This is a genomic window from Photobacterium sanctipauli, from assembly GCF_003026495.1.
Taxonomy (GTDB): Bacteria; Pseudomonadota; Gammaproteobacteria; order Enterobacterales; family Vibrionaceae; genus Photobacterium; species Photobacterium sanctipauli.
Genome location: NZ_PYMA01000010.1, coordinates 40353 through 62922 on the forward strand (window position 1 = coordinate 40353; position 22570 = coordinate 62922).

19 protein-coding genes are annotated in these 22570 nt (G+C 51.0%); 10 read left to right on the forward strand and 9 right to left on the reverse strand.

The features are described from left to right. The first annotated feature begins 4 nt into the window (after positions 1-4). The 5 genes from murC to lpxC all read left to right on the forward strand — a co-directional run bounded on the left by murC (position 5) and on the right by lpxC (position 6093). A complete protein-coding gene (murC, locus tag C9I98_RS15585) occupies positions 5-1465 on the forward strand; it encodes a UDP-N-acetylmuramate--L-alanine ligase (RefSeq protein ID WP_036829677.1) in 1461 nt (486 codons plus the stop codon). Positions 1466-1748: 283 nt separating this feature from the next. Next, positions 1749-2516, forward strand: coding sequence for a cell division protein FtsQ/DivIB (locus tag C9I98_RS15590; RefSeq protein WP_036829681.1), 768 nt, complete (start codon positions 1749-1751; stop codon positions 2514-2516). A 51-nt stretch (positions 2517-2567) separates the two neighbouring features. After that, entirely contained in the window at positions 2568-3824 is a 1257-nt protein-coding gene (gene ftsA, locus C9I98_RS15595; protein WP_036829683.1) for a cell division protein FtsA, read from the forward strand. A gap of 34 nt (positions 3825-3858) precedes the next feature. After that, a complete protein-coding gene (gene ftsZ, locus C9I98_RS15600; protein WP_036829685.1) occupies positions 3859-5061 on the forward strand; it encodes a cell division protein FtsZ in 1203 nt (400 codons plus the stop codon). 114 nt (positions 5062-5175) lie between these two features. After that, positions 5176-6093 carry a UDP-3-O-acyl-N-acetylglucosamine deacetylase gene (gene lpxC, locus C9I98_RS15605; RefSeq protein ID WP_107272191.1) on the forward strand — a complete coding sequence of 306 codons (918 nt, stop codon included), beginning with the start codon at positions 5176-5178 and terminating at the stop codon, positions 6091-6093. A gap of 77 nt (positions 6094-6170) precedes the next feature. Here the strand turns inward: lpxC and C9I98_RS15610 are convergent, their stop codons facing one another. Next, the gene (locus tag C9I98_RS15610) at positions 6171-6626 is read right to left on the reverse strand and encodes a DUF721 domain-containing protein (protein WP_107272192.1); all 456 of its coding nucleotides are present in this window, start codon (positions 6624-6626) and stop codon (positions 6171-6173) included. A gap of 476 nt (positions 6627-7102) precedes the next feature. On the opposite strand from C9I98_RS15610, the gene secA reads away from it, so the two are divergent. Beyond that, positions 7103-9832: a preprotein translocase subunit SecA gene (secA, locus tag C9I98_RS15615; RefSeq protein WP_107272193.1), complete on the forward strand. Its 2730-nt coding sequence runs from the start codon at positions 7103-7105 to the stop codon at positions 9830-9832. Positions 9833-9936: 104 nt separating this feature from the next. Beyond that, positions 9937-10335 carry an 8-oxo-dGTP diphosphatase MutT gene (gene mutT, locus C9I98_RS15620; RefSeq protein WP_036828112.1) on the forward strand — a complete coding sequence of 133 codons (399 nt, stop codon included), beginning with the start codon at positions 9937-9939 and terminating at the stop codon, positions 10333-10335. 68 nt (positions 10336-10403) lie between these two features. On the opposite strand, the gene yacG is transcribed toward mutT, so the two are convergent. From yacG to nadC, 8 genes are all read right to left on the reverse strand, one after another. Then, positions 10404-10622, reverse strand: coding sequence for a DNA gyrase inhibitor YacG (gene yacG, locus C9I98_RS15625; protein WP_036828109.1), 219 nt, complete (start codon positions 10620-10622; stop codon positions 10404-10406). Between the two features lie 8 nt (positions 10623-10630). Next, positions 10631-11368, reverse strand: a complete 738-nt coding sequence (gene zapD, locus C9I98_RS15630) for a cell division protein ZapD (RefSeq protein WP_036828106.1) — start codon at positions 11366-11368, stop codon at positions 10631-10633. Between the two features lie 61 nt (positions 11369-11429). Beyond that, positions 11430-12038: a dephospho-CoA kinase gene (gene coaE / locus C9I98_RS15635; protein WP_107272194.1), complete on the reverse strand. Its 609-nt coding sequence runs from the start codon at positions 12036-12038 to the stop codon at positions 11430-11432. A gap of 3 nt (positions 12039-12041) precedes the next feature. Then, complete coding sequence (locus tag C9I98_RS15640; protein WP_107272217.1) at positions 12042-12911, reverse strand: prepilin peptidase; 870 nt, start codon at positions 12909-12911, stop codon at positions 12042-12044. Positions 12912-12999: 88 nt separating this feature from the next. Beyond that, positions 13000-14220, reverse strand: coding sequence for a type II secretion system F family protein (locus C9I98_RS15645; protein ID WP_036825259.1), 1221 nt, complete (start codon positions 14218-14220; stop codon positions 13000-13002). Positions 14221-14279: 59 nt separating this feature from the next. Next, a complete protein-coding gene (gene pilB / locus C9I98_RS15650; protein ID WP_036825258.1) occupies positions 14280-15977 on the reverse strand; it encodes a type IV-A pilus assembly ATPase PilB in 1698 nt (565 codons plus the stop codon). 3 nt (positions 15978-15980) lie between these two features. Further along, positions 15981-16379, reverse strand: coding sequence for a pilin (locus C9I98_RS15655; RefSeq protein WP_036825255.1), 399 nt, complete (start codon positions 16377-16379; stop codon positions 15981-15983). A gap of 374 nt (positions 16380-16753) precedes the next feature. Next, positions 16754-17641 carry a carboxylating nicotinate-nucleotide diphosphorylase gene (nadC, locus tag C9I98_RS15660; protein WP_036825263.1) on the reverse strand — a complete coding sequence of 296 codons (888 nt, stop codon included), beginning with the start codon at positions 17639-17641 and terminating at the stop codon, positions 16754-16756. Positions 17642-18116: 475 nt separating this feature from the next. On the opposite strand from nadC, the gene ampD reads away from it, so the two are divergent. From ampD to aceE, 3 genes are all read left to right on the forward strand, one after another. Continuing rightward, entirely contained in the window at positions 18117-18671 is a 555-nt protein-coding gene (gene ampD / locus C9I98_RS15665) for a 1,6-anhydro-N-acetylmuramyl-L-alanine amidase AmpD (protein ID WP_036831096.1), read from the forward strand. Between the two features lie 310 nt (positions 18672-18981). Continuing rightward, complete coding sequence (gene pdhR / locus C9I98_RS15670; RefSeq protein ID WP_036831093.1) at positions 18982-19755, forward strand: pyruvate dehydrogenase complex transcriptional repressor PdhR; 774 nt, start codon at positions 18982-18984, stop codon at positions 19753-19755. A 129-nt stretch (positions 19756-19884) separates the two neighbouring features. Next, complete coding sequence (gene aceE, locus C9I98_RS15675) at positions 19885-22551, forward strand: pyruvate dehydrogenase (acetyl-transferring), homodimeric type (protein ID WP_036831091.1); 2667 nt, start codon at positions 19885-19887, stop codon at positions 22549-22551. Positions 22552-22570 lie beyond the last annotated feature (19 nt).

The following is a 22570-nucleotide window of genomic DNA, read 5'->3' on the forward strand; positions in this document are numbered from 1 at the left end:
AGTGATGAGTAAACTGGATAACCAGCAATTAGCAAAAATCAGAACCATGGTCCCAGAGATGCGCCGCGTTGAGCGTATTCACTTTGTTGGTATCGGCGGTGCCGGCATGAGCGGTATTGCTGAAGTTTTGGTTAACGAAGGCTACCGTATCAGTGGCTCCGATATTGTGCCCAACGCGGTGACGAACCGCCTAGAAAGCAAGGGGGCCGAAATCTTCTTTGGCCACCAAAGCCAAAATGTTGAGCAGGCAAGTGTGGTTGTGGTATCTACCGCCATTGCTCAGGATAACCCTGAGCTGGTTGCCGCGCGTGAATTGCGGATTCCCGTGGTGCGCCGGGCCGAAATGCTCGCTGAATTGATGCGCTACCGCCACGGCATCGCGATTGCCGGCACCCATGGCAAAACCACCACCACGGCCTTGATGACGCAAATTTATTCTGAAGCGGGCCTGGATCCCACTTTTGTTAACGGTGGCTTGGTAAAGAGTGCCGGCACTAATGCTCGCCTGGGATCGAGTCGCTATCTTATCGCTGAGGCGGATGAGAGCGATGCGTCGTTCTTGCACCTGCAGCCGATGGTGTGTGTGGTCACCAATATCGAAGCCGACCATATGGATACCTATGGCGGTGATTTCGAAGTGCTTAAGCAGACTTTCATCGACTTCCTGCACAACTTGCCGTTCTACGGTTTGGCTATATTGTGTATCGATGATCCTGTGGTTCGCGAGTTGCTACCAAAAATTGGCCGCCAGGTTATTACTTACGGCTTCTCGGAAGATGCGGATGTACGTTTGGCTAACTACCATCAGCACGGCCAGCAAGGGCACTTCTCTATCCTGCGCAAAGGCAAGCCTGCGCTGGATGTGAAACTGAATATTCCGGGCAAGCACAATGCGCTGAATGCAACGGCTGCGGTGGCGGCGGCAACCGAAGAAGGTGTGGCTGACGAGGCAATTGTGCGTGCGCTTCTGGAATTTGAAGGCACAGGCCGTCGATTTGACCACCTGGGCGAATTTGAAACCGGCAATGGCAAGGTGATGCTGGTGGACGATTATGGTCACCACCCGAGTGAAGTGGACGTGACTATCCAGGCGGCGCGAGCGGGTTGGGACGACAAGCGCCTGGTGATGATTTTCCAGCCGCACCGTTACAGCCGTACCCGTGATCTGTACGATGATTTCGCCAATGTGCTTGAGCAGGTCGATGTGCTGGTGATGCTGGATGTGTACTCTGCCGGGGAGGCACCGATTGCCGGGGCGGATGGCCGCGCACTTTGCCGCACCATCCGCGGACGCGGCAAGATCGATCCGATTTTTGTGCCCAACAGCGAGGCATTGCCGTCTGCCCTTGCTAATATTTTACAAGATGACGACTTGCTTTTGACACAAGGTGCCGGTGATGTAGGCAAAATTGCACGACAATTAGCCGATCTAAAGCTAAATATTGCTGAAATGCGTCAAAGTTAATAGCGATTGCAAAATGCCATGCCTATGGCGTGAAAATTGCATAAAAACTAGGCTGGTTACAGAGTTAGCGATTTATTTGGCTTGTTAGTAACCGGTCAGTTTTACGGGCATGGCTCTCAGGAAGTGTAAGGAATCGAGTCTCAGGTGTTGGAGAGCCGCTACTTGGTCGGTATAATCGATCAACTTTACTCAGTAAGCGGCGAGCTTCCAGAGGCGAAAAAGTCGGATAACAACACTTTTTCTGGGTAGATATCGGCTATTTTGGTAAAGGTTAAAACTATTTATGGCTGATAGTGTCCTAAAAAGAATACCCCGAACTCCTTCAATTGCGACTGGGCATTGGGGGGGATTGGCATTTTTTGTTTTTGTGATTGGTTTTGTTGCATGGCTTTTCAGTGCTGCAATAAACTGGATGACAGATGCTAACCGCTTGCCCCTGTCGCAACTGGTTATACAGGGTGAGCTGGATTACCTCTCGCCGGATGATGTGCGAGATGGCATCTTGCAGCTTGACCGGCTCGGCAGCTTCATGACCCAAGATGTCGATGCTATCCAGCATGTGCTTGAGGCCATGCCTTGGGTGGCCAGGGCCGCGGTCCGTAAGCAGTGGCCGGATACCTTGAAGGTATTTTTGGTTGAGCATGAACCGGCGGCATTCTGGAATGGACAATATCTGGTTAATACCGAGGGAGCCGTATTTTATGCGCCCCGGGAGCAGGCCGGTAAGCCCTTGGTTGGCTTGGCGGGACCTGAAGGCTCCAGCCAACAAGTTTTGGCTGCCTTGCATGAAATGCAACCAAGATTACAGCTTGCGGGCTTTGAAATTGCTACGCTGGCATTAAACGAACGTCGGGCCTGGCGCGTTTGGTTAACCAACGGGATCAGGCTTGAGCTGGGGCGTGAAGCGAGAATGGAGCGGCTCAACCGCTTTATTGGCTTATACCCAGAATTGGAGCAGCACGGAAAAGCCATCGAGTACGTAGATCTTCGCTACGACACCGGGGCTGCTGTAGGCTGGACAGATGATCCAGAGCAAAGCGAAGCCAGCTAGTGCTACACAGTGGTGCGGCTTGGTCGAGTAGAACAATAAGAGCAAGCGCTAATGACGAAGGCGGCAGATAAAAAACTGATAGTAGGCCTGGATATTGGCACTTCCAAAGTCTGTGCTTTGGTCGGGGAAGTGTTGCCTGATGGCGGTGTAAACGTCATTGGTGAGGGCAGTAGCCCATCGGGCGGTATGGATAAAGGCGGGGTCAATGATCTTGAGTCCGTCGTAAAGTCAGTTCAGAGTGCGGTTTACAAAGCTGAGCTGATGGCCGACTGCCAGATTTCCTCGGTATTTTTGTCATTATCCGGCAAGCATATACGTTGCCAAAACGAGAAAGGCATGGTGCCAATCTCGGATAAAGAGGTGACGCAGGACGACGTTGATAGTGTTATTCACACAGCGAAGTCAGTAAAAATTAGCGATGAACATAAAACTTTGCATGTTATTCCTCAGGAATTTGCTATTGATTATCAAGAGGGGATCAAAAACCCTGTTGGTTTATCTGGGGTACGCATGGAGGCGAGTGTTCATCTTATTACCTGCCATAACGACATGGCACGCAATATCGTCAAGGCGGTAGAGCGGTGTGACTTGAAAGTCGACCACCTGATATTTTCAGGCTTGGCAGCCAGTCATGCGGTGTTAACGGCCGATGAGCGAGAGCTTGGGGTTTGTGTGGTCGATATTGGTGGTGGCACCATGGATTTGGCCATATGGACGGGTGGAGCCTTGCGCCACGCCGAAGTGATCCCTTATGCCGGCAATGTGGTAACTAGCGATATCGCTTATGCCTTCGGCACGCCACCGAGCGATGCCGAAGAAATTAAAGTGAAATACGGTTGCGCGTTGAGCGAATTGGTAAGCAAGGATGCGAAGGTTGACGTACCAAGCGTTGGTGGTCGCCCTTCTCGCAGCTTGCAAAGCCAAACATTGGCGGAAGTGATAGAGCCCCGCTATAGCGAACTGCTTGGGCTGGTTAATCAGAAGCTAATAGAAAAACAAGAACAATTGCGTAACGCGGGTGTCAAACACCAGTTGGCTGCAGGTATTGTCCTGACTGGTGGTGCCGCACAGATGGAAGGTTTGGTAGAATGCGCAGAGCGTGTCTTCCGTAACCAGGTCCGGGTCGGGCTTCCACTGGAAGTATCGGGCTTGACTGAACATGTTCAGTCTCCGCGTTATGCGACTGCAGTAGGATTACTGCATTACGGAAAGGACAGTCAGACATTTGATGATAGTGACCTGGAGCCGAAGCGTTCGGTAACGGGAATCTTCACTAAGATTAGTGGTTGGCTAAGAAAAGAATTTTAAAACCTGATGCGAACAGGATGAACGGAGAGAACAAATGTTTGAACCGATGATGGAAATGTCTGATGAAGCTGTAATTAAGGTCATTGGCGTTGGCGGCGGCGGCGGTAATGCTGTCGATCACATGGTACGTGAGTCGATTGAAGGCGTAGAGTTCATCAGTGTTAACACTGATGCCCAAGCCCTTCGTAAAAGCAGTGTAGGTACAGTGATCCAGATTGGTGGTGATATCACCAAAGGTCTGGGTGCTGGTGCAAACCCACAAGTGGGTCGTGACTCTGCACTGGAAGATCGTGAAGCTATCAAGGCTGAGCTACAGGGCTCGGACATGATCTTCATCGCTGCTGGTATGGGCGGTGGTACTGGTACAGGTGCTGCACCAATCATCGCGGAAGTAGCGAAAGAGCTTGGTATCTTAACAGTGGCTGTTGTCACCAAGCCGTTTAGCTTTGAAGGTAAAAAGCGTATGGCTTTTGCCGAGCAGGGCATTGAAGAGCTTTCTAAGCATGTTGATTCTCTGATCACCATTCCAAACGAGAAGCTACTTAAAGTACTTGGCCGTGGTATCACTCTTCTTGACGCTTTTGCTAAAGCGAACGATGTACTGCGTAATGCGGTACAGGGTATCGCTGAGCTAATCACACGTCCGGGTATGATCAACGTCGACTTTGCCGACGTTCGTACTGTGATGTCTGAAATGGGCCACGCGATGATGGGTAGCGGCATGGCTACTGGTGATGACCGTGCAGAAGAAGCAGCTGAAATGGCGATTTCTAGCCCGCTGCTAGAAGATATCGACCTTGCGGGTGCGCGTGGTGTGTTGGTTAATATCACTGCGGGTATGGACATGCGTCTGGACGAATTTGAGACTGTGGGTAACACAGTGAAGGCGTTTGCTTCTGATAACGCGACAGTGGTTATCGGTACCTCGCTTGACCCAGAAATGTCTGACGAACTGCGTGTAACGGTTGTTGCAACGGGTATCGGCAAAGAAACGAAGCCAGATATCACCTTGGTGACAACATCTAAGCCGGTTCAGGCGGTGGCTCAGGAAAAACCTGCGGCTCCGGCAGCACCAGCAATGGAAGAGGCTAAGCCTGCGCCGCTAACGCAGTCTGCACCAGCGGCAGAGCCAAGTGCTCAGCAGCCTGCAGCAAGTTCGGCAGCAACAAAATCTAAGCCTCAGGCTGATCACGACTACCTAGATATCCCAGCGTTTTTACGCAAGCAAGCTGACTAACAATTAGTTAAATTTGGGATATAGGTCAAAAAGTGATACACTGGTAGACCCTTTTGCTTAAACTTTTAGGTAAAGGGGTCGACATAATGGCAAAACAATAGTTGAGAAAAGCAGATGATCAGACAACGTACTTTGAAAAGCATTGTGCAAACGACCGGGGTGGGACTTCACTCGGGGCGTAAAGTCACGCTTATTCTACGTCCGGCTGCTGCCAATACGGGTGTCATTTACCGCCGTACCGACATGAATCCACCGGTTGACTTCCAAGCGGACGCCGATTCTGTACGCGACACCATGTTATGTACCGCCTTGGTTAACGAGGACGGTGTACGTATCTCAACTGTTGAGCACCTGAACGCAGCATTGGCAGGTATGGGTATCGATAACGTGATTATCGAAGTGGACGCGCCAGAAATTCCGATTATGGATGGTAGTGCCAGCCCGTTTATCTACCTGCTTCAGTCTGCCGGTATTGATACCCTGAACGCGCCTAAGCGATTCTTGCGTATCAAGAAAACTGTTCGCGTCGAAGATGGCGACAAATGGGCAGAACTCCGTCCTCATAACGGTTTCCGCCTGGACTTTGCTATCGATTTTAATCACCCGGCGATTGAATCAGAGCAGCAGCGTTTGGTGTTGGACTTCTCGAGCCAGTCTTTCGTGAAGGACATTAGCCGTGCCCGTACTTTCGGCTTCATGCGTGACATCGAATACCTTCAGTCGCAAAACCTTGCACTGGGCGGTAGCTTCGATAACGCTATCGTACTGGATGACTACCGCATCCTGAACGACGACGGCCTGCGTTTCGATAATGAGCTTGTGACACACAAGGTACTCGATGCTATCGGTGACCTTTACATGTGTGGTCACAACATCATTGGTGAAATGGTGGCATATAAGTCGGGCCATGCCCTGAACAACAAATTGCTACGTGCAGTATTGGCGGATCAGGAAGCTTACGAGTGGTCAACGTTCAACGAAGAGCACGAAGTACCAGTGACGTTTGCCCAGCCAGGCATGGTACTTGCCTAACTAGGCTTGCTTACCAGCAGAATTAAAAAACGCCGGACTCTGTCCGGCGTTTTTGTTTCTGATCACCCAGCACTAGGCTAGCCTTTCTTTGCCGACAAAGCGGCAATCCGCTCCAGTCGCTTCTTGATTTTATCCGGCGCATCTTGCGCTGTGTGCAGCAGGTAGCCGGCCGCCTTTTGTGAAATGGGCTTGCGCACAATGTCCGGGGTCTTGTCTTTCTTTTCCACCTTCACCGCAGCCAGTTCGGGGTTCACCTTGATGTCAATCTTCACCAGGTTGGGGAGCAACTTTTCCCTCAGTTTGCTGATCAGGCTATTGCGCTCATAGTTCAGCCGCATCGACCACGCAGCGGAGGCGGTTTCGATGATTAGCGTGCCTTGGCGGTAGTTGCTGACCCGGCAATACTCGGCGCAATCGAGGTGTTGCTTGACCGCTTTGTTGAGCTTGCTTAGAGCGATGGCACGTTGCTGGATGTTGCCAAGCTGGCTGTCATCGAGCAGGTCGGCAGTGGTTTGGGGGCGATGATCGCGCATTGCTAATCGTTCCTGGGCAAAAAGTAGGGGTTAAGTTCTAATTTTTCGCATATGGTAAGTATACCTAGGGGATTTGCCGTAGGCGACACTGACAATATGGCTTATTATACCCAAGCTACCTCAAGATGCGTGTTTCTGCTTAAACTTGTATGTTGAGGTTGTTTGGGTATTACTCAATAAGGGAGTGCCTTCTGTAAGCAAGCATAGATGGCCTGGTTGGGCAGCAACTTTAAGCTAATTCTGATCTTGTTTACATACTCCCCTTGAAATTGTCGGTTAAGGCCACAATATCATTATTAACCACTGTTTTTCGGGTCGGCTTCCGTTGTCACCTTAGTGACGGATTTAGACGGGACAGGGATGAAAAATGTTCACGCTGGCACTTGCTTGGTACGGACAATCCCGGTTGAAAAATTCTGATTTACGCGATTCAGCCATTTATGTAGCTGAAATAACAAAGAGAAAACGGCATCGCCATGTTATCAAAACTACTGACCAAAGTTATCGGTAGCCGTAACGACCGCACACTGCGTCGTATGCGCAAAATTGTTGACCAAATCAACAAACTAGAGCCTCAATTCGAAAGCCTGCAAGACGAAGAGCTAAAAGCCAAAACGGTTGAGTTCCGTGAGCGTCTAGACCAAGGTGAAAACCTTGACCAGCTACTACCTGAAGCTTTTGCCACGGTACGTGAAGCGTCCAAGCGTGTGTTTGGTATGCGTCACTTCGACGTGCAGCTTATCGGCGGTATGGTGTTGAACAACTGCCAGATCGCAGAGATGCGTACCGGTGAAGGTAAAACCCTGACAGCAACGCTACCTGCCTACCTGAACGCACTGACTGGCAAGGGTGTTCACATCGTTACTGTGAATGACTACCTGGCTGCGCGTGATGCCGAAACCAACCGTGCACTGTTTGAATTCCTGGGTATGACTGTTGGCGTGAACGTGCCAAACATGCCACCGCAGGCAAAGAAAGAAGCCTACCAAGCCGACGTACTTTACGGTACGAACAACGAATTCGGTTTCGACTACCTACGTGACAACATGGCATTCCGTGCCGAAGACCGCGTACAACGCGAGCGATTCTTCGCGGTAGTCGATGAGGTTGACTCCATCCTAATCGATGAAGCCCGTACCCCTTTGATTATCTCAGGCCCTGCCGAAGACAGCTCTGAGCTATACACCAAGATCAATACCCTGATCCCGCAACTGGTGAAGCAAGATCAGGAAGACAGCGAAGAATACCGCGGTGAAGGCCACTATACGGTGGATGAGAAGTCGAAGCAGGCCCACTTGACCGAGAACGGCCAGGAGTTTGTGGAAGACTTGCTCAAGCAAAACGGCATGATGGAAGAAGCGGATACGCTTTACTCGCCAGCTAACATCAGCTTGCTTCACCATGTGAATGCCGCGCTGCGTGCCCATGTTCTGTTTGAGCGCGATGTGGACTACATCGTCAAAGACAACGAAGTGGTTATCGTCGATGAGCACACTGGCCGTACTATGCCGGGTCGTCGCTGGTCTGAAGGTCTTCACCAGGCTGTTGAAGCCAAAGAAGGCGTTAAGATCCAGAATGAGAACCAGACGCTGGCTTCGATTACCTTCCAGAACTACTTCCGTCTCTACAACAAACTGTCGGGCATGACAGGTACTGCGGATACCGAAGCATTCGAATTCCAGTCTATCTACGGCTTGGAAACCGTGGTATTGCCAACCAACAAGCCGATGATCCGTGATGATATGGGTGATCTGGTTTACATGACAGAGCTTGAGAAGTTTGCTGCCATCAGCGAAGACATCAAGGAACGCGTAGGCAACGGCCAGCCTGTATTGGTGGGTACGGTTTCTATCGAGAAGTCAGAACTGCTTTCTAACGCGCTGAAAAAACAAGGCATCAAGCACGAAGTACTGAACGCCAAGTTCCACGAGCGTGAAGCTGACATCGTTGCCCAGGCGGGTGCGCCAAGCGCGGTGACCATCGCAACCAACATGGCAGGCCGTGGTACCGATATTGTATTGGGTGGTTCATGGCAGACCGAAGTGGCGGCGATCGAGAATCCAACCGACGATCAAATTGCTGGTATCAAGGCGAAGTGGCAAGAGCGTCACGATGCAGTATTGGCGTCTGGTGGTCTACACATCATTGGTACCGAGCGTCACGAATCCCGTCGTATCGACAACCAGCTGCGTGGCCGTTCTGGCCGTCAGGGTGATGCCGGTTCATCTCGCTTCTATCTATCGATGGAAGATGGCCTGATGCGTATCTTCGCTTCTGATCGTGTGTCTAACATGATGAAGAAGCTGGGGATGGAAGAAGGCGAAGCGATTGAGCACCCATGGGTAACCAAGGCTATCGAGAATGCCCAGCGTAAAGTTGAGGGCCGTAACTTCGATATCCGTAAGCAGCTACTTGAATTTGATGACGTGGCAAACGACCAGCGCAAGGTGGTCTACGAGCTGCGTGACGAACTGATGATTGCTGAAGACATCAGCGAGATGATCGAGCAAAACCGTGAAGACGTGATCCAAGCGGTGATCGATGCGTACATTCCTCAGCAGTCGCTAGAAGAAATGTGGGACATCCCAGGCCTTGAAGAGCGCCTGAAAGCCGACTTCGATATGGAGCTGCCTATCCAAGAGTGGCTGGATACCGAAGAGAAGCTATACGAAGAAGCACTGCGTGAGCGTATCTACGAGCAAGCAGTAGAAATTTACCGTCAGAAAGAAGAAGTGGTGGGTGCGGAAGTACTGCGCAACTTCGAGAAGACGGTAATGCTGCAAAACCTTGATACGCTGTGGAAAGAACACCTTGCGGCGATGGACCACCTACGCCAGGGTATCCACCTGCGTGGCTACGCACAGAAGAACCCGAAACAGGAATACAAGCGCGAGTCGTTTGAGCTGTTCGAAGAGATGCTTGAGAGCTTGAAGTCTGATGTAATCATGATTTTGAGTAAAGTCCGTGTTCAGCAGCAGGAAGAAGTTGAGCGTGTCGAGGAAGAGCGCCGCCGCCAAGCGGAAGAGCTAGCCCGTCGCCAGCAGTTCCAGCACCAGAATGCCGAAAACCAGATCGCCGATGAAAGCTCAGAGCAAGAAGGCGAAGCGGCACCATACCAGCGCGAAGAGCGCAAGGTTGGCCGTAACGAACCTTGCCCATGTGGCTCTGGTAAGAAGTACAAGCAGTGTCACGGTAAGATCAACTAATTGATCGACCCTTGATATTTGTTACAGTGAAAGGCCGCGTAAGCGGCCTTTTTTATACCAATCTGGATTAGTAATTGATTTAAGTAGAACGCACAGGTACGGCATTGGAAAAGAAACAAGTATGGATATCGGCAGGGATCATTCTCAATGCCGAGCAGGATAAGGTGTTTATCACCCAGCGCGCAGCCAAGGCCCACAAGGGGGGCTTTTGGGAATTTGCGGGCGGTAAAGTGGAAGATGGCGAAACAGCCGAGCAGGCCGTGATCCGCGAGCTTGAAGAAGAGGTGGGGATCCATGCGACGGCGTTGGAACACTTCATGGCGCTAGAGCATGATTACCCGGAGAAGGCGCTGAAGTTCGACTTTTTTCTGGTAAAGGGGTTTGAAGGAGAAGCGTTTGGCAAGGAAGGGCAGCCGGGCGAGTGGGTGCGATTGGACGAGCTGGCCAACTATGCCTTCCCGGAAGCGAACGATGTCGTGCTTGAAAAGCTGATGAGCCTGTAACTCGTTTTGGGGTTCTGCAGTGGCTATGGTATTTGGGTACCATAGCACTGCAGTGCAACGGGGCGTTATTAGTACCCCATATCTTCAGACCACCCATCGGCATCAGACATATCTGGTGCGCCAGGGATCGCCTTCTCTTCTTCAGCCCATTCACCCAAGTCAATCAACTGGCAGCGTTTGCTGCAAAATGGACGGAAAGGGCTCTGCTCTCCCCACTCAACCTCGGCCTGGCAGGTCGGGCATTTCACAATGGTGATTTGGGCAGATGGCGTATGTGATTGCGTCACGGTAAACCTCAGCAAATGGCTATTTTAAATTCAATCGCTTCCGCAATGGCCGCTCCTTCTTCGAAAGGCAAGAAGCGAACAGCAAAGCGGCTGCGGTGGCCCGATATCATAGGGTAAACGCCATGGCTTGGGCAAATATCTAAGCGAAGCAGGCAGGCGTCGTCAGCATCATGCTGGAAAAAGCCCCCTCGTGCCACTTGTGGCTGGAAATGGCTCGACTCGCGTACCAGTCTTAACCATAAGTTTAGCGCGGTGGTTAGCTCGTGAATATGCTGTAGCCACCCCTTCATATTGCTTTGCTTATGCGCTAACGGCAGGTGCAGCCAGTGGTGCAATGCCGGTAGATCGAAACAGCAGCTGCCGCCGGGGATCGAGAAGCGTTGCTTGATACTGCCAAGAAAGCGATCTTCCCGTAATGCCTGGCCCAACCGGCTGGCCGTTAGTAGCTGGTGGTGGGTCGCTTCCAGTTGGTCGAGAAGCTCAAGCAGTGCCGCTTGATCCACGCCTTCGATATTGAGCCAGCTCTTGAGCTTGTCGCGCTGCTTATCAAGATCTTTGGCGAGTTCGCCCTTGAGTTGAATTTGATCGAGGATCTCCAGCAGATCAAACAAGGCTCGGAAAAAGACCTGGTGCTGCCATTGATCATTAAGTTGGCTGGCATGGGTCATCTGGCGGATCAAATACTCCAGACGTAGGTAAATGCGAACCTTCTCATTCAGTGGGTGCTCATAGCGGTTAATTTGCATAACGATTTACCTGAGTGTCAGTCGGCGCGGCTAAATATTCGCTGGGCGTAGCGGCGCATTGTTAAGATGGTTGCTGCTGGCACATGGCCAGGTATTGCTGGTGTAGTGTGGCGACCTGACTGCTTAACTGGGCACCGTCATTGTTGTTATTGATGATGTCGTCGGCAGCATCAAGGCGCTCCTGGCGGGAGGCTTGCGCTGCTAAAATACTTTTTACCTGCTCGGCATCAACCCCGTCGCGCTGGGTGGTTCGGGCGATTTGGGTCTGTTCGTCGACATCGACGACCAACAGGCGATCCGTCATGGCCTGCAAGTTGTTTTCAACCATCAGCGGTACCACCAATAGGCAATACGGCGAGGTGGCTTGCTGGATATCAGCCTGCATTTTTTCCCTGATCATAGGGTGGAGCAGGCCATTTAGCCAATCTTTCAATGTGTTATCACTGAATATTGCTGCTCTTAGCTTACTGCGGTCAAGGTTGCCGTCTGTCAGTAGGATGTCAGAACCCAGTTTGTCCTCGATGGCCTTCAGTCCGGCGGAGCCGGGGGCGACCACTTCCCTTGCGACGATATCGGCATCGATGATGTCGATGTGATAGTCAGCAAACAAGTTGGCAACTGTTGTTTTACCGCTGCCGATACCGCCGGTTAGGCCGATGACCATTGTCATAATTTATAATCCTAAGTAAGCCGTCAGATACCAGTTGAGCAGTGGCTCGCCCCACAAGATGGCTACCCAGCCGGCAATGGCAAGGTAAGGGCCGAAAGAGAAAGGAGTTTGGCTGTCTGACTGTTGGACGCGCATCAAGATGATGCCACAGATAGCCCCCACCAATGAAGACAGTAGCACAACAAAAGGCAATAATTGCCAGCCTAGCCATGCGCCAAGTGCCGCCAGCAGCTTGAAATCACCATAGCCCATGCCTTCCTTGCCTGTCAGAAGCTTGAAAGCCCAGTAGACACTCCAAAGGGCCAGGTAGCCCGCCATTGCACCGATGACTGCATCTTGAAGCGAAACCGGCGACCAGCCAAGCGTGGCGGTTAGCAGGCCAGCCCAGAGCAAGGGCAGGGTGATTTGGTCTGGCAGCAGCATTTTATCGATATCGATAAAGGTCAGGGCGATCAGGGCAAAGCTAAACAGGATAACCGCCACTGACCATTCAGAGGCCGGGATCATGATGGCAACGGTGGCGGCAACGACCGCCGTGAGTATTTCTACTGCGGGGTAGCGGGCACTGATTTTTGCCTGGCAATTTTTACAGCGCCCCTTGAGTAATAGCCAGCTGATCACCGGAATGTTTTCCCACATGCTGATTGGGTGCTCACAATGCGGGCAACGGGAGCGGGGAACACTGAGGTTGAAGGTGGGTGTGGCTTCGGCACTGCCAAACTCCGGGAAGCATTCCGCGCAGTCTGACTTCCATTGCCTTTCCATCATGATTGGCAGGCGATAAATCACCACATTAAGAAAACTACCGACCAGCAGGCCAAAAACAGCAGCGAAAACGGGAAATAGCCAAGGGTAGTATGTCAGTAGTTCCATGAAAAACATCTCATATCATTCGTTGCGATTATTGTAGGGGAATTGACTATGAGATCCTAGATGCACACCTGTCTTCAATGGGCTGTAACTAGCCGATGACGCTCATTAGCTTGAAGATGGGCATATACATAGCGATCAGCAATCCGCCGATCAAGCCGCCGAGAAAAAGAATGATCAGCGGCTCAAGGATTTTGCCAAGGTTGTCGACGGTATTGTCGACATCATTTTCGTACAGGGCCGCCATCTTGTTGAGCATTTCATCTAGCGAGCCGGATTCTTCACCAATCATGGTCATCTGTAGCATGAGCTCGGGAAAAACATCACTTTGGCGCAGGGCTATATGCAGGGGCATGCCCGCAGCCGTGTTGGCATGGGCTTCCATCATGGCAGTTTCGATATATTGGTTGCCCGCTGTTTTGCCCGCGGCGTGCAGGCCGTCGAGTAGCGGGATCCCGGCGCTGAATGTGGTTGCCAGCGTACGGGCAAAGCGGGCGATGGTGGCTTTGAGGATCACCGAGCCAACGATTGGCAGTTTGAGGTTAAGCCGATGGATGCCAAATTTTGCTCGTGCCGATTTCTTGTAACTGTAGGTTAGGCAAAACAAGGCCAAGACAATCGCGGCAGACAGGTAGGCCCCATGATTGAGTACCCAGTCGGACAGGATAATGACTTGGCGGGTAAACCAAGGCAGCTCGGCACCAAAACTGCTAAATATGTTGGAAAATTGCGGGATCACAAAAACCAGCATCATGATGGTCACACCGATGGCGGTGATAGTGACCATGGCGGGGTATATCATGGCCTTGATCACCTTCTTGCGCATCGCTTCGTTTTTTTCCCGGTAGGTCGCAATACGATCAAAGACTTCGGCGAGGTGGCCGGTTTGCTCGCCCGTGCTGACCAAATCACAATAAAAATTATCGAACATCGGTGAGCTATTGCGCATCGCCCGGGAGAGCGATGCCCCGGCTTCTACCTGAATCGTAACCTGTGACAGGATGGCACGCCCTTCGGCCTTATGGTGGCTGTCGGCCATCAGCTTTAGTGCCTGTACCACAGGCACGCCGGAAGCGATCATGGTGCATAACTGGCGGGTTAGGGCAGTGATATCGGTTGGCTTGAGCTGGTTTTTCAGCTTACTCAGGGTAGAAGGCTTGCGGTGCTTGATCTTCTTTACCTGGATCATCTGCTCGGTCAGCTTGGCCCTGACCTCTTGCTCCTGGAAGCCGAGGATCACACCTGAGAGCTTTTTTCCTGCCTGGTTGACACCACGCCAGTGGTAATAGCGAATTTTACTGGCTTGTGCCATAGGGGTCGTCCTCAATAGTGGTTGATGTAGCTGGTATTGATAGTGCTACGGGTTGTGTATCAGTTGCTGAAATGGAGTACCCGTTGCAACTCGCTGAGGCTGGTGATCCCCTCGCACAGCTTTTCAATGCCAGATTGTTGCAGGGTTTGCATTCCCTGCTGGCAGGCGATGTCTTGTAATTCGATGGTGCTCGCCCCGCGCATCAGCGCTTCGGCCAAAGGGCGGGTGAAGGGCATCACTTCATATATCCCCACTCGCCCGATATAGCCTTTGTTGCACTCATCGCAGCCAAGATCACTGGCTTGGTATAGGTTGGCGTCAGCTGGGATCGACTGGCTGTGGCGAAGGTAGTGGTCGATATGATGGGGAGCCTTGCAGCCGGGGCATAAACGGCGCGCCAGGCGCTGGGCAATGATCAAGCTTAGGGAAGAGGCAAGGTTGAAATCCTCGATCCCCATATTGGTTAAACGGGTAATGGTTTCTGCCGCGGAGTTGGTGTGGAGTGTCGAGAGTACCAAGTGGCCGGTTTGTGCGGCTTTGACTGCAATGCCGCCGGTTTCCAAATCACGGATTTCGCCAACCATGACAACGTCCGGATCCTGGCGGAGGAAGGCTCGCAGGGCTTCGGCGAAGCCAACCCCGATAGCGCTGTTGATCTGGACTTGGTTGATCCCCGGCAGGTTGATTTCAACCGGATCCTCGGCCGTTGAGATATTGCGCTCGTCGGTATTGAGTATGCTCAACCCGGTATAGAGCGAGACGGTTTTACCACTGCCGGTTGGCCCGGTCATTAAGATCATGCCTTGCGGCTGCTGCAAGGCGGCAAGGTAGTCGCTTTTCTGCTTTTCGTTATAGCCCAAGATATCGATATCCAGGCTGCCCCCCGAGCTATCAAGCAATCGCAATACGACTTTCTCGCCCCACAGGGTTGGCAGGGTGGATACCCGCAAGTCTATGGCCAGTGCTGCCGAAAGCTTGAGCTTGATCCGGCCGTCCTGCGGCTGGCGGCGCTCGGCAATATCGAGCCGCGACATTACCTTTAAGCGGGTTGAAAGCCGCCGGGACAAGTGGGCGGGCGGGGTCGCATGCTGGTGCAAGATCCCGTCGCAGCGAAAGCGGATACGAAAGGTCTCTTCATAGGGCTCAAAGTGGATATCCGAGGCTTTCTTGCGCACGGCATCCATCAGCACTTGGTTAATGTAGCGGGTGACAGGCGCACTGTCTTGGCTGAGATCGGTGGCATCATCCAAAAGCTCGCCGTCGCTCAAGTCGACCAGCTCGACCAAGTCGGCATCGCTGACACTGCGCTGGCTTTGCTCCGCCCCTTTGATATCGCTGCCGTACACCCGGCGGATGGCTGCCTCCAACTGCTTGTTATCCAGCAGCAATGGCTCGATATTCTTGCCGCTGGCAAAGCGGAGCTCGTCGAGCGCATGCATCTGGGTGGGATCGCTCAAGCCCAGGAAGATAGTGCTGTCGTTGCTGTGCAGGGGCAGCACTTTGTGCTGAAGCACCAAGTCGCGTAGGTTGAGGTGCTTGCAGCATGCGCCGTAATCGTATTGGTGAACATCCACCAAGGCTATCGCGAAGATCAACTCAAGCTGGCGGGCCAGCTCGGTACTGCCGATGATCCCGAGCTGCACCAAGGCTGCAGGCACCGAGGCACCTTCCGCCTGGGCAAAATCCACCACCTGTTGTTGCTGCACCGCACTGATCAAGTCAGCTTGGTGCAGGATTGAGGCAAGGTTGGTGTGCATTGATTATGAGCAGCCGTCGACATCGGGCATAGTTGCTGATGCTGTACATCCCCAACCAGTATCAGGGTCTCTTTCTAAAGTAAATGTTTCGCCATTAATTGAACTAGTTGCATTAAATTCAAACATTAATGTGTTCTGAGCTGAAATTGTTACTGCTCCTAATGAGTTTGCTTGACCTGTTGTTCCAATATTATCGAGAGTAGTTGTCGTTTCTAGATCCCCACTTTCTTGAATGAACAATTCTGCTGGTGTAATTAGCGCTTTAAGTGTTCCTAAACCAGAAGCGGCTTCACTTCGGCTTACATAGTTTTGATAAGCAGGAATGGCTATTGCGCTTAAAGTGCCAATAATCGCCACCACTATCATCAACTCTATTAACGTAAAACCTTTTTGCTTTTTCATCGAATTTTCCTTATTAAGTCAATCACTAACCACTGTGAAAAATGTTGTGGGGCCAGAATAAGGTTTTGCTGCAACTGTCTGAATTAGCGGGAAATCATTGCTCGGCGCAGTGTTGATTAAATGTGTTGTTGTTGCAGTGGTTGCATGGTTGGTTGCGAGCCATTACCCGCTTTTATACTAAGGGAATGGTTAATAAAGGGAGAAAAGAGTAGTAAGAAAAAGTCAGTAGCCGATGGCTGGTTATTCGGTGCCAGAGTTGTCTGTTTGGGGGAAGTGGCAAGCTTGGCGCTAGAGCCGATTAGTTGGTTGCGGCTTCGATGGATACAAAAACGCGATAGCCTTGGCTATCGCGTTTTGTTTGCAGCAAAGACGGCTTATTTAAAGCGCATCGAAAGATCCATGGCTTTTAGGTGCTTGGTTAGCGCACCAACCGAAATGTAGTCAACGCCAGTTGCCGCAAACTCGCGGATGGTTGCCAGCGTCACGTTGCCTGAATTTTCCAGTGCGGCGCGGCCAGCATTGATGGCAACGGCTTCGCGCATCATCTCGGTGGTGAAGTTGTCGAGCATGATGATGTCCGCCCCGGCAGCAATTGCCTGCTGCAGCTCGTCCAATGATTCGGTTTCAACCTCTACCGGCTTGCCCGGGTTGAGCTGCTTGGCTGTGCTAATGGCTTGCTCAATGCCGCCGCAGGCGATGATGTGGTTTTCCTTGATAAGGTAGGCGTCGAACACGCCGATACGGTGGTTGAAACCACCGCCGCAGGTGACGGCGTATTTCAGCGCGCTGCGAAGGCCCGGAATGGTTTTGCGGGTATCAAGCAAGCGGCACTGGGTGCCTTCCAGTTGCTTGGCGTACTCAGCGACGGTGGTTGCGCAGCCAGAGAGGGTCTGGATGAAGTTCATCGCATTGCGCTCGCCGGTAAGCAAGATGCGCGATGGGCCTGTCAGGGTACACAGGGTCTGGTTTGGTTCAACCTGATCGCCGTCTTGTACGTGCCACTCAATGTTGACTTCACCGCCTAGCTGCTTGAAGACTTCCTCGGCCCAAAGCTGGCCGCAGAAAATACCGTGTTCGCGGGTAATAATAGTCGCAACGCCTTGGCTGTCAGCCGGGATCAGGCTGGCTGTGATATCGCGGCTAGGGTCAATTTCACCGCCTAGATCTTCACGCAGGGTGTCGGCGACGGCACGGGTAATTTCAAGGGGAAGTTGCTGTTTTAGGTAGTTCAAGCGCGATTCGCTGTCGTGCTTCTTTTCCATCTGAGTCATGACATTTCCGTAGCATTGGTTGGGCTGCTTTGTCATTGCAATCGCAAGGCTGCTGCTTGCTCGCAATGGGATTGCAGCGATCATACATTGAGACGGGGTGAGATCCTAGGCGTGAGTAGGAAAAGAGCGGGTGATGGGGGGAGGAGCGGTGCTAAGGTACTAGGGTACTAAGGCCCTATCACCCAATAGAGCAGGACTGGTTCTATGAACAAAGCAGAATGGTGGAAAGGTTGTTGCCGTACCATAGTGGGATCAGACAAGATTATTGCTTTATGATAATAGTTTGACAGGTTGCTGTCGCTTTTTGAAACTCCTAACAGGACCACAGGACCACAGGACCACAGGACCACAGGACCACAGGACCACAGGACCACAGGACCACAGGACCACAGGACCACAGGACCACAGGACCACAGGACCACAGGACCACAGGACCACAGGACCACGCTTCTAGGATCGAAATGAAATGTTAACCATAAACCACAACCATTGGCTTGAAGGGGTGAAGCATGTCCCTTCCCCTTTTTATGACCAACGCCCTGATGATAATGATATTTCGTTGCTGGTGGTCCATAACATCAGCTTGCCGCCGGGTGAGTTTGGCGGCCCGTACATCGAACAGCTGTTTACGGGCCAGCTTAACCCCGATGATCATCCCTATTTCGAGTTAATTTCCGAATTTCGTGTGTCAGCGCACTGTTTAATAAGACGAAATGGCGATATTATTCAGTTTGTGCCACTTAATTGCCGTGCTTGGCATGCCGGCGTATCGCAATTTGCCGGGCGCGAGAAGTGCAATGACTATTCGATTGGCATCGAATTGGAAGGAACGGACACCTTGCCTTACACCGAGGCGCAGTACCAAGTGCTGTCCGAGTTGACCCAGGCGATTATCGGCAAGTACCCGAATGTCACGCCGAGCAGGATCACGGGCCATGAATTCATTGCTCCGGGGCGAAAAACCGATCCGGGTTTTGCCTTTGATTGGTACGCCTATAAGTCATTAATTGCTAAGTCTTGAATAAAAATTCGCCATTCCCTCACCGAATATGCGATGGAAAAGTGTAAATAAATTGGTCAGACCATTGAGTGCTTTTCCATCGAAATAACCCCTAAACCCCTGTTGTTTTCTAATGTTGAACATGTTTTAACAAGTTTTCATAAGTTGAAATTTTTGTTAAATCACCCCTCGTTCTATGATTTCGGTCAAGTTGTCGGTGGACATCCTCAATTATTTCTGTAAACTTTCCTTGTATCGTTAAATTGGTAATACCAATTATCCGCACTCCGGACCATTAAAGAACGCTATAAGTGTAAGAAGCATAATAAAAATGACTTATAAACGAATTCGCCAACCTAAGCTCTCTGATGCTATCGAGCAAGAACTGGAGCGCCTGATCCTTGAGGGAATCCTGTCCCCGGGTCAGCAGTTGCCGCCAGAACGCGAGCTGGCCAAGCAATTCGATGTTTCTCGCCCTTCTGTTCGTGAAGCTATCCAACGCCTAGAAGCCAAGCAGTTGCTGACACGCCGTCAGGGCGGCGGCACGTTCGTGACCGAAAAGCTATGGCAGAGCTTTTCCGATCCGCTGTTGGATTTATTAGCTGCCCATTCGGAGACCCAGCTAGATTTGCTGGAATCGCGCCACGCCCTCGAGGGCCTGGCTGCATACTACGCCGCCCTTCGCGGCAACGAAGAAGATTTCAACCGTATTCGTGACTGCCATACACGGATACAGGACGCTCAGCAGCAAGGTGATTTAAAGGCCGAAGCAAGTGCCGTTATGCAATACCTGATCGCAGTGACAGAGTCTGCGCACAATGTGGTATTGCTCCATATCATCCGTAGCCTTGCCCCATTGCTAGAGCAAAACGTATTACAAAACTTTGAACTCCTAAACCGCCGTACTGATGTGGTGGAAAGAGTCAGGAAGCATCGAGCCAATATTGTCCAGGCGATCGTTTCGGGTGAGCCCGAAAAGGCACGTGAAGCGTCGCATGCACATTTGGCTTATATCGAGGAAACCCTGTTGGATTTAACGCGTGAAGATAGCAGACGTGAACGCTCTCTTCGTCGGATTCAACAACGCAAGGACGGGCTGGATTAGTAACCCTCATATAAGCCGAGGGTGGTAAGCAGTCGCGACACAATACCTGTCGTCATCATAAGTTAAAGTTGAAAGCACGATGGCGGTGGATAGTAAGTTTTGTAGATTATCAACGAAAGGATAGATCGCATGTCTGAAGTCATTAAGAATGACGTGGATGTACTGGAAACTCAAGAATGGCTAGCAGCCCTTGAATCAGTCGTTCGTGAAGAAGGTGTAGAACGTGCCCAGTTCCTACTTGAGCAAGTACTGGACAAAGCACGCCTTGACGGTGTAGATATGCCAACCGGCATCACTACCAACTACATCAACACCATCCCATCAGATCAAGAGCCAGCTTACCCAGGTGACACAACGCTTGAGCGCCGTATTCGTTCCATCATCCGTTGGAACGCAATCATGATCGTTCTACGTGCATCTAAGAAAGACTTAGAGCTAGGCGGCCACATGGCGTCTTTCCAGTCTTCTGCTGCATTCTACGAAGTATGTTTCAACCACTTCTTCCGCGCTCCAAACGAGACGGACGGTGGCGATCTAGTATACTACCAAGGTCATATCTCACCGGGTATCTACTCTCGTGCATTCGTTGAAGGTCGTCTAACTGAAGAGCAGCTAGATAACTTCCGCCAAGAAGTAGACGGTAAAGGTATCCCATCATACCCGCACCCTAAACTGATGCCTGAGTTCTGGCAGTTCCCAACAGTTTCAATGGGTCTAGGTCCAATTTCTGCGATCTACCAAGCGCGTTTCCTTAAGTACCTAGACGGCCGCGGTATGAAAGATACTTCGGCTCAACGTGTATATGCGTTCCTAGGTGACGGTGAAATGGATGAGCCAGAATCACGTGGTTCACTATCTTTCGCTGCGCGTGAGAAGCTAGACAACCTATGTTTCCTAGTTAACTGTAACCTACAGCGTCTAGATGGCCCTGTAATGGGTAACGGTAGCATCATCCAAGAGCTAGAAGGCCTATTCAAAGGTGCTGGTTGGAATGTTGTTAAAGTTATCTGGGGTAGCAACTGGGATGCACTACTTGCTAAAGATACGTCTGGCAAGCTTCTACAGCTAATGAACGAAACTGTAGATGGTGACTACCAAACATTTAAATCTAAAGACGGTGCTTACGTACGTGAACACTTCTTTGGTAAGTACCCAGAGACAGCTGCACTAGTTGCAGACATGACTGATGACGAAATCTTCGCACTTAAGCGTGGTGGTCACGAGTCTTCTAAGCTGTACGCAGCATACAAAAACGCGGCAGAAACTAAAGGTCGTCCAACAGTAATCCTAGCTAAGACTGTTAAAGGTTACGGCATGGGTGAAGCGGCTGAAGGTAAGAACATCGCGCACCAAGTTAAGAAGATGGACATGACTCACGTACTACACCTACGTGATCGTCTAGGTCTTCAAGACATCCTAACTGACGAAGCAGTTAAAGAGCTTCCGTACCTGAAACTTGAAGAAGGTTCTGCGGAATACGAATACCTACACGCTCGTCGTAAAGAACTAAAAGGTTACACGCCACAGCGTCTACCTAAGTTCACTCAAGAATTCAAAGTACCTGAGCTAGAAGAGTTCGCGCCGCTACTAAGTGAGCAAAAGCGTGATATCTCTACAACTATGGCTTACGTTCGTACGCTTAACATCCTGCTTAAGAACAAGAACATTGGTAAGAACATCGTTCCTATCATCTGTGACGAAGCACGTACGTTTGGTATGGAAGGTCTATTCCGTCAGATCGGTATCTACAACCCGCACGGTCAGGAATACACACCAGAAGATAAAGGCATTGTTTCTTACTACAAAGAAGCGACATCTGGTCAGGTGCTACAAGAAGGTATCAACGAGCTAGGCTCAATGGCTTCTTGGGTTGCAGCTGCAACGTCATACAGCACTAACGATCTACCAATGATCCCGTTCTACATCTACTACTCAATGTTTGGTTTCCAACGTGTAGGTGATATGGCGTGGATGGCTGGTGACCAACAAGCTCGTGGTTTCCTACTAGGTGCTACTGCTGGTCGTACAACGCTAAATGGTGAAGGTCTACAGCACGAAGATGGTCACTCGCACATCATGGCGAACACTGTACCTAACTGTATTTCTTACGACCCAACGTTCGCTTACGAAGTTGCAGTTATCATGCAAGACGGTATCCGTCGCATGTACGGTGAGAACCAAGAGAACGTGTTCTACTACCTAACTGTGATGAACGAAAACTACGCAATGCCAGCAATGCCAGAAGGTGCTGAAGAAGGCATCCGTAAGGGTATCTACAAGCTTGAGTCTTACGCAGGTGACAAGTCTAAAGTTCAGCTAATGGGCTCTGGTACTATCATGAACGAAGTACGTAAAGCAGCAACTATCCTAAGCGAAGAATACGGCATCGCTTCTGACGTGTTCTCTGTAACATCGTTCAACGAGCTAACTCGTGACGGTCAAGATGTAGAACGTTACAACATGCTTCACCCAGAAGGCGAAGCAAAAGTACCTTACATTGCACAAGTAATGGGTACTGAGCCAGCTATCGCAGCGACTGACTACATGAAGAACTACTCTGAGCAAGTTCGCGCGTTCATGCCTTCTGAGTCATACAAAGTACTGGGTACAGATGGTTACGGCCGTTCTGATAGCCGTGAGAACCTACGTCGTCACTTCGAAGTTAACGCAGGCTACGTGGTAGTTGCAGCGCTAACTGAACTAGCTAAGCGTGGTGATGTTGAGAAGTCAGTAGTAACTGAAGCTATTGCTAAGTTCGACATCGACACTGAAAAAACTAACCCGCTATACGCTTAATTGAGAAGGTAAATAAGAA

Coding starts and splice junctions, on each gene's coding strand:
- murC (WP_036829677.1), top strand. CDS start 5: ATGAGTAAACTGGATAACCAGCAATTAGCAAAAATCAGAACCATGGTC.
- C9I98_RS15590 (WP_036829681.1), top strand. CDS start 1,749: ATGGCTGATAGTGTCCTAAAAAGAATACCCCGAACTCCTTCAATTGCG.
- ftsA (WP_036829683.1), top strand. CDS start 2,568: ATGACGAAGGCGGCAGATAAAAAACTGATAGTAGGCCTGGATATTGGC.
- ftsZ (WP_036829685.1), top strand. CDS start 3,859: ATGTTTGAACCGATGATGGAAATGTCTGATGAAGCTGTAATTAAGGTC.
- lpxC (WP_107272191.1), top strand. CDS start 5,176: ATGATCAGACAACGTACTTTGAAAAGCATTGTGCAAACGACCGGGGTG.
- C9I98_RS15610 (WP_107272192.1), bottom strand. CDS start 6,626: ATGCGCGATCATCGCCCCCAAACCACTGCCGACCTGCTCGATGACAGC.
- secA (WP_107272193.1), top strand. CDS start 7,103: ATGTTATCAAAACTACTGACCAAAGTTATCGGTAGCCGTAACGACCGC.
- zapD (WP_036828106.1), bottom strand. CDS start 11,368: ATGCAAATTAACCGCTATGAGCACCCACTGAATGAGAAGGTTCGCATT.
- coaE (WP_107272194.1), bottom strand. CDS start 12,038: ATGACAATGGTCATCGGCCTAACCGGCGGTATCGGCAGCGGTAAAACA.
- C9I98_RS15640 (WP_107272217.1), bottom strand. CDS start 12,911: ATGGAACTACTGACATACTACCCTTGGCTATTTCCCGTTTTCGCTGCT.
- C9I98_RS15645 (WP_036825259.1), bottom strand. CDS start 14,220: ATGGCACAAGCCAGTAAAATTCGCTATTACCACTGGCGTGGTGTCAAC.
- pilB (WP_036825258.1), bottom strand. CDS start 15,977: ATGCACACCAACCTTGCCTCAATCCTGCACCAAGCTGACTTGATCAGT.
- C9I98_RS15655 (WP_036825255.1), bottom strand. CDS start 16,379: ATGAAAAAGCAAAAAGGTTTTACGTTAATAGAGTTGATGATAGTGGTG.
- nadC (WP_036825263.1), bottom strand. CDS start 17,641: ATGGAAAAGAAGCACGACAGCGAATCGCGCTTGAACTACCTAAAACAG.
- ampD (WP_036831096.1), top strand. CDS start 18,117: ATGTTAACCATAAACCACAACCATTGGCTTGAAGGGGTGAAGCATGTC.
- pdhR (WP_036831093.1), top strand. CDS start 18,982: ATGACTTATAAACGAATTCGCCAACCTAAGCTCTCTGATGCTATCGAG.
- aceE (WP_036831091.1), top strand. CDS start 19,885: ATGTCTGAAGTCATTAAGAATGACGTGGATGTACTGGAAACTCAAGAA.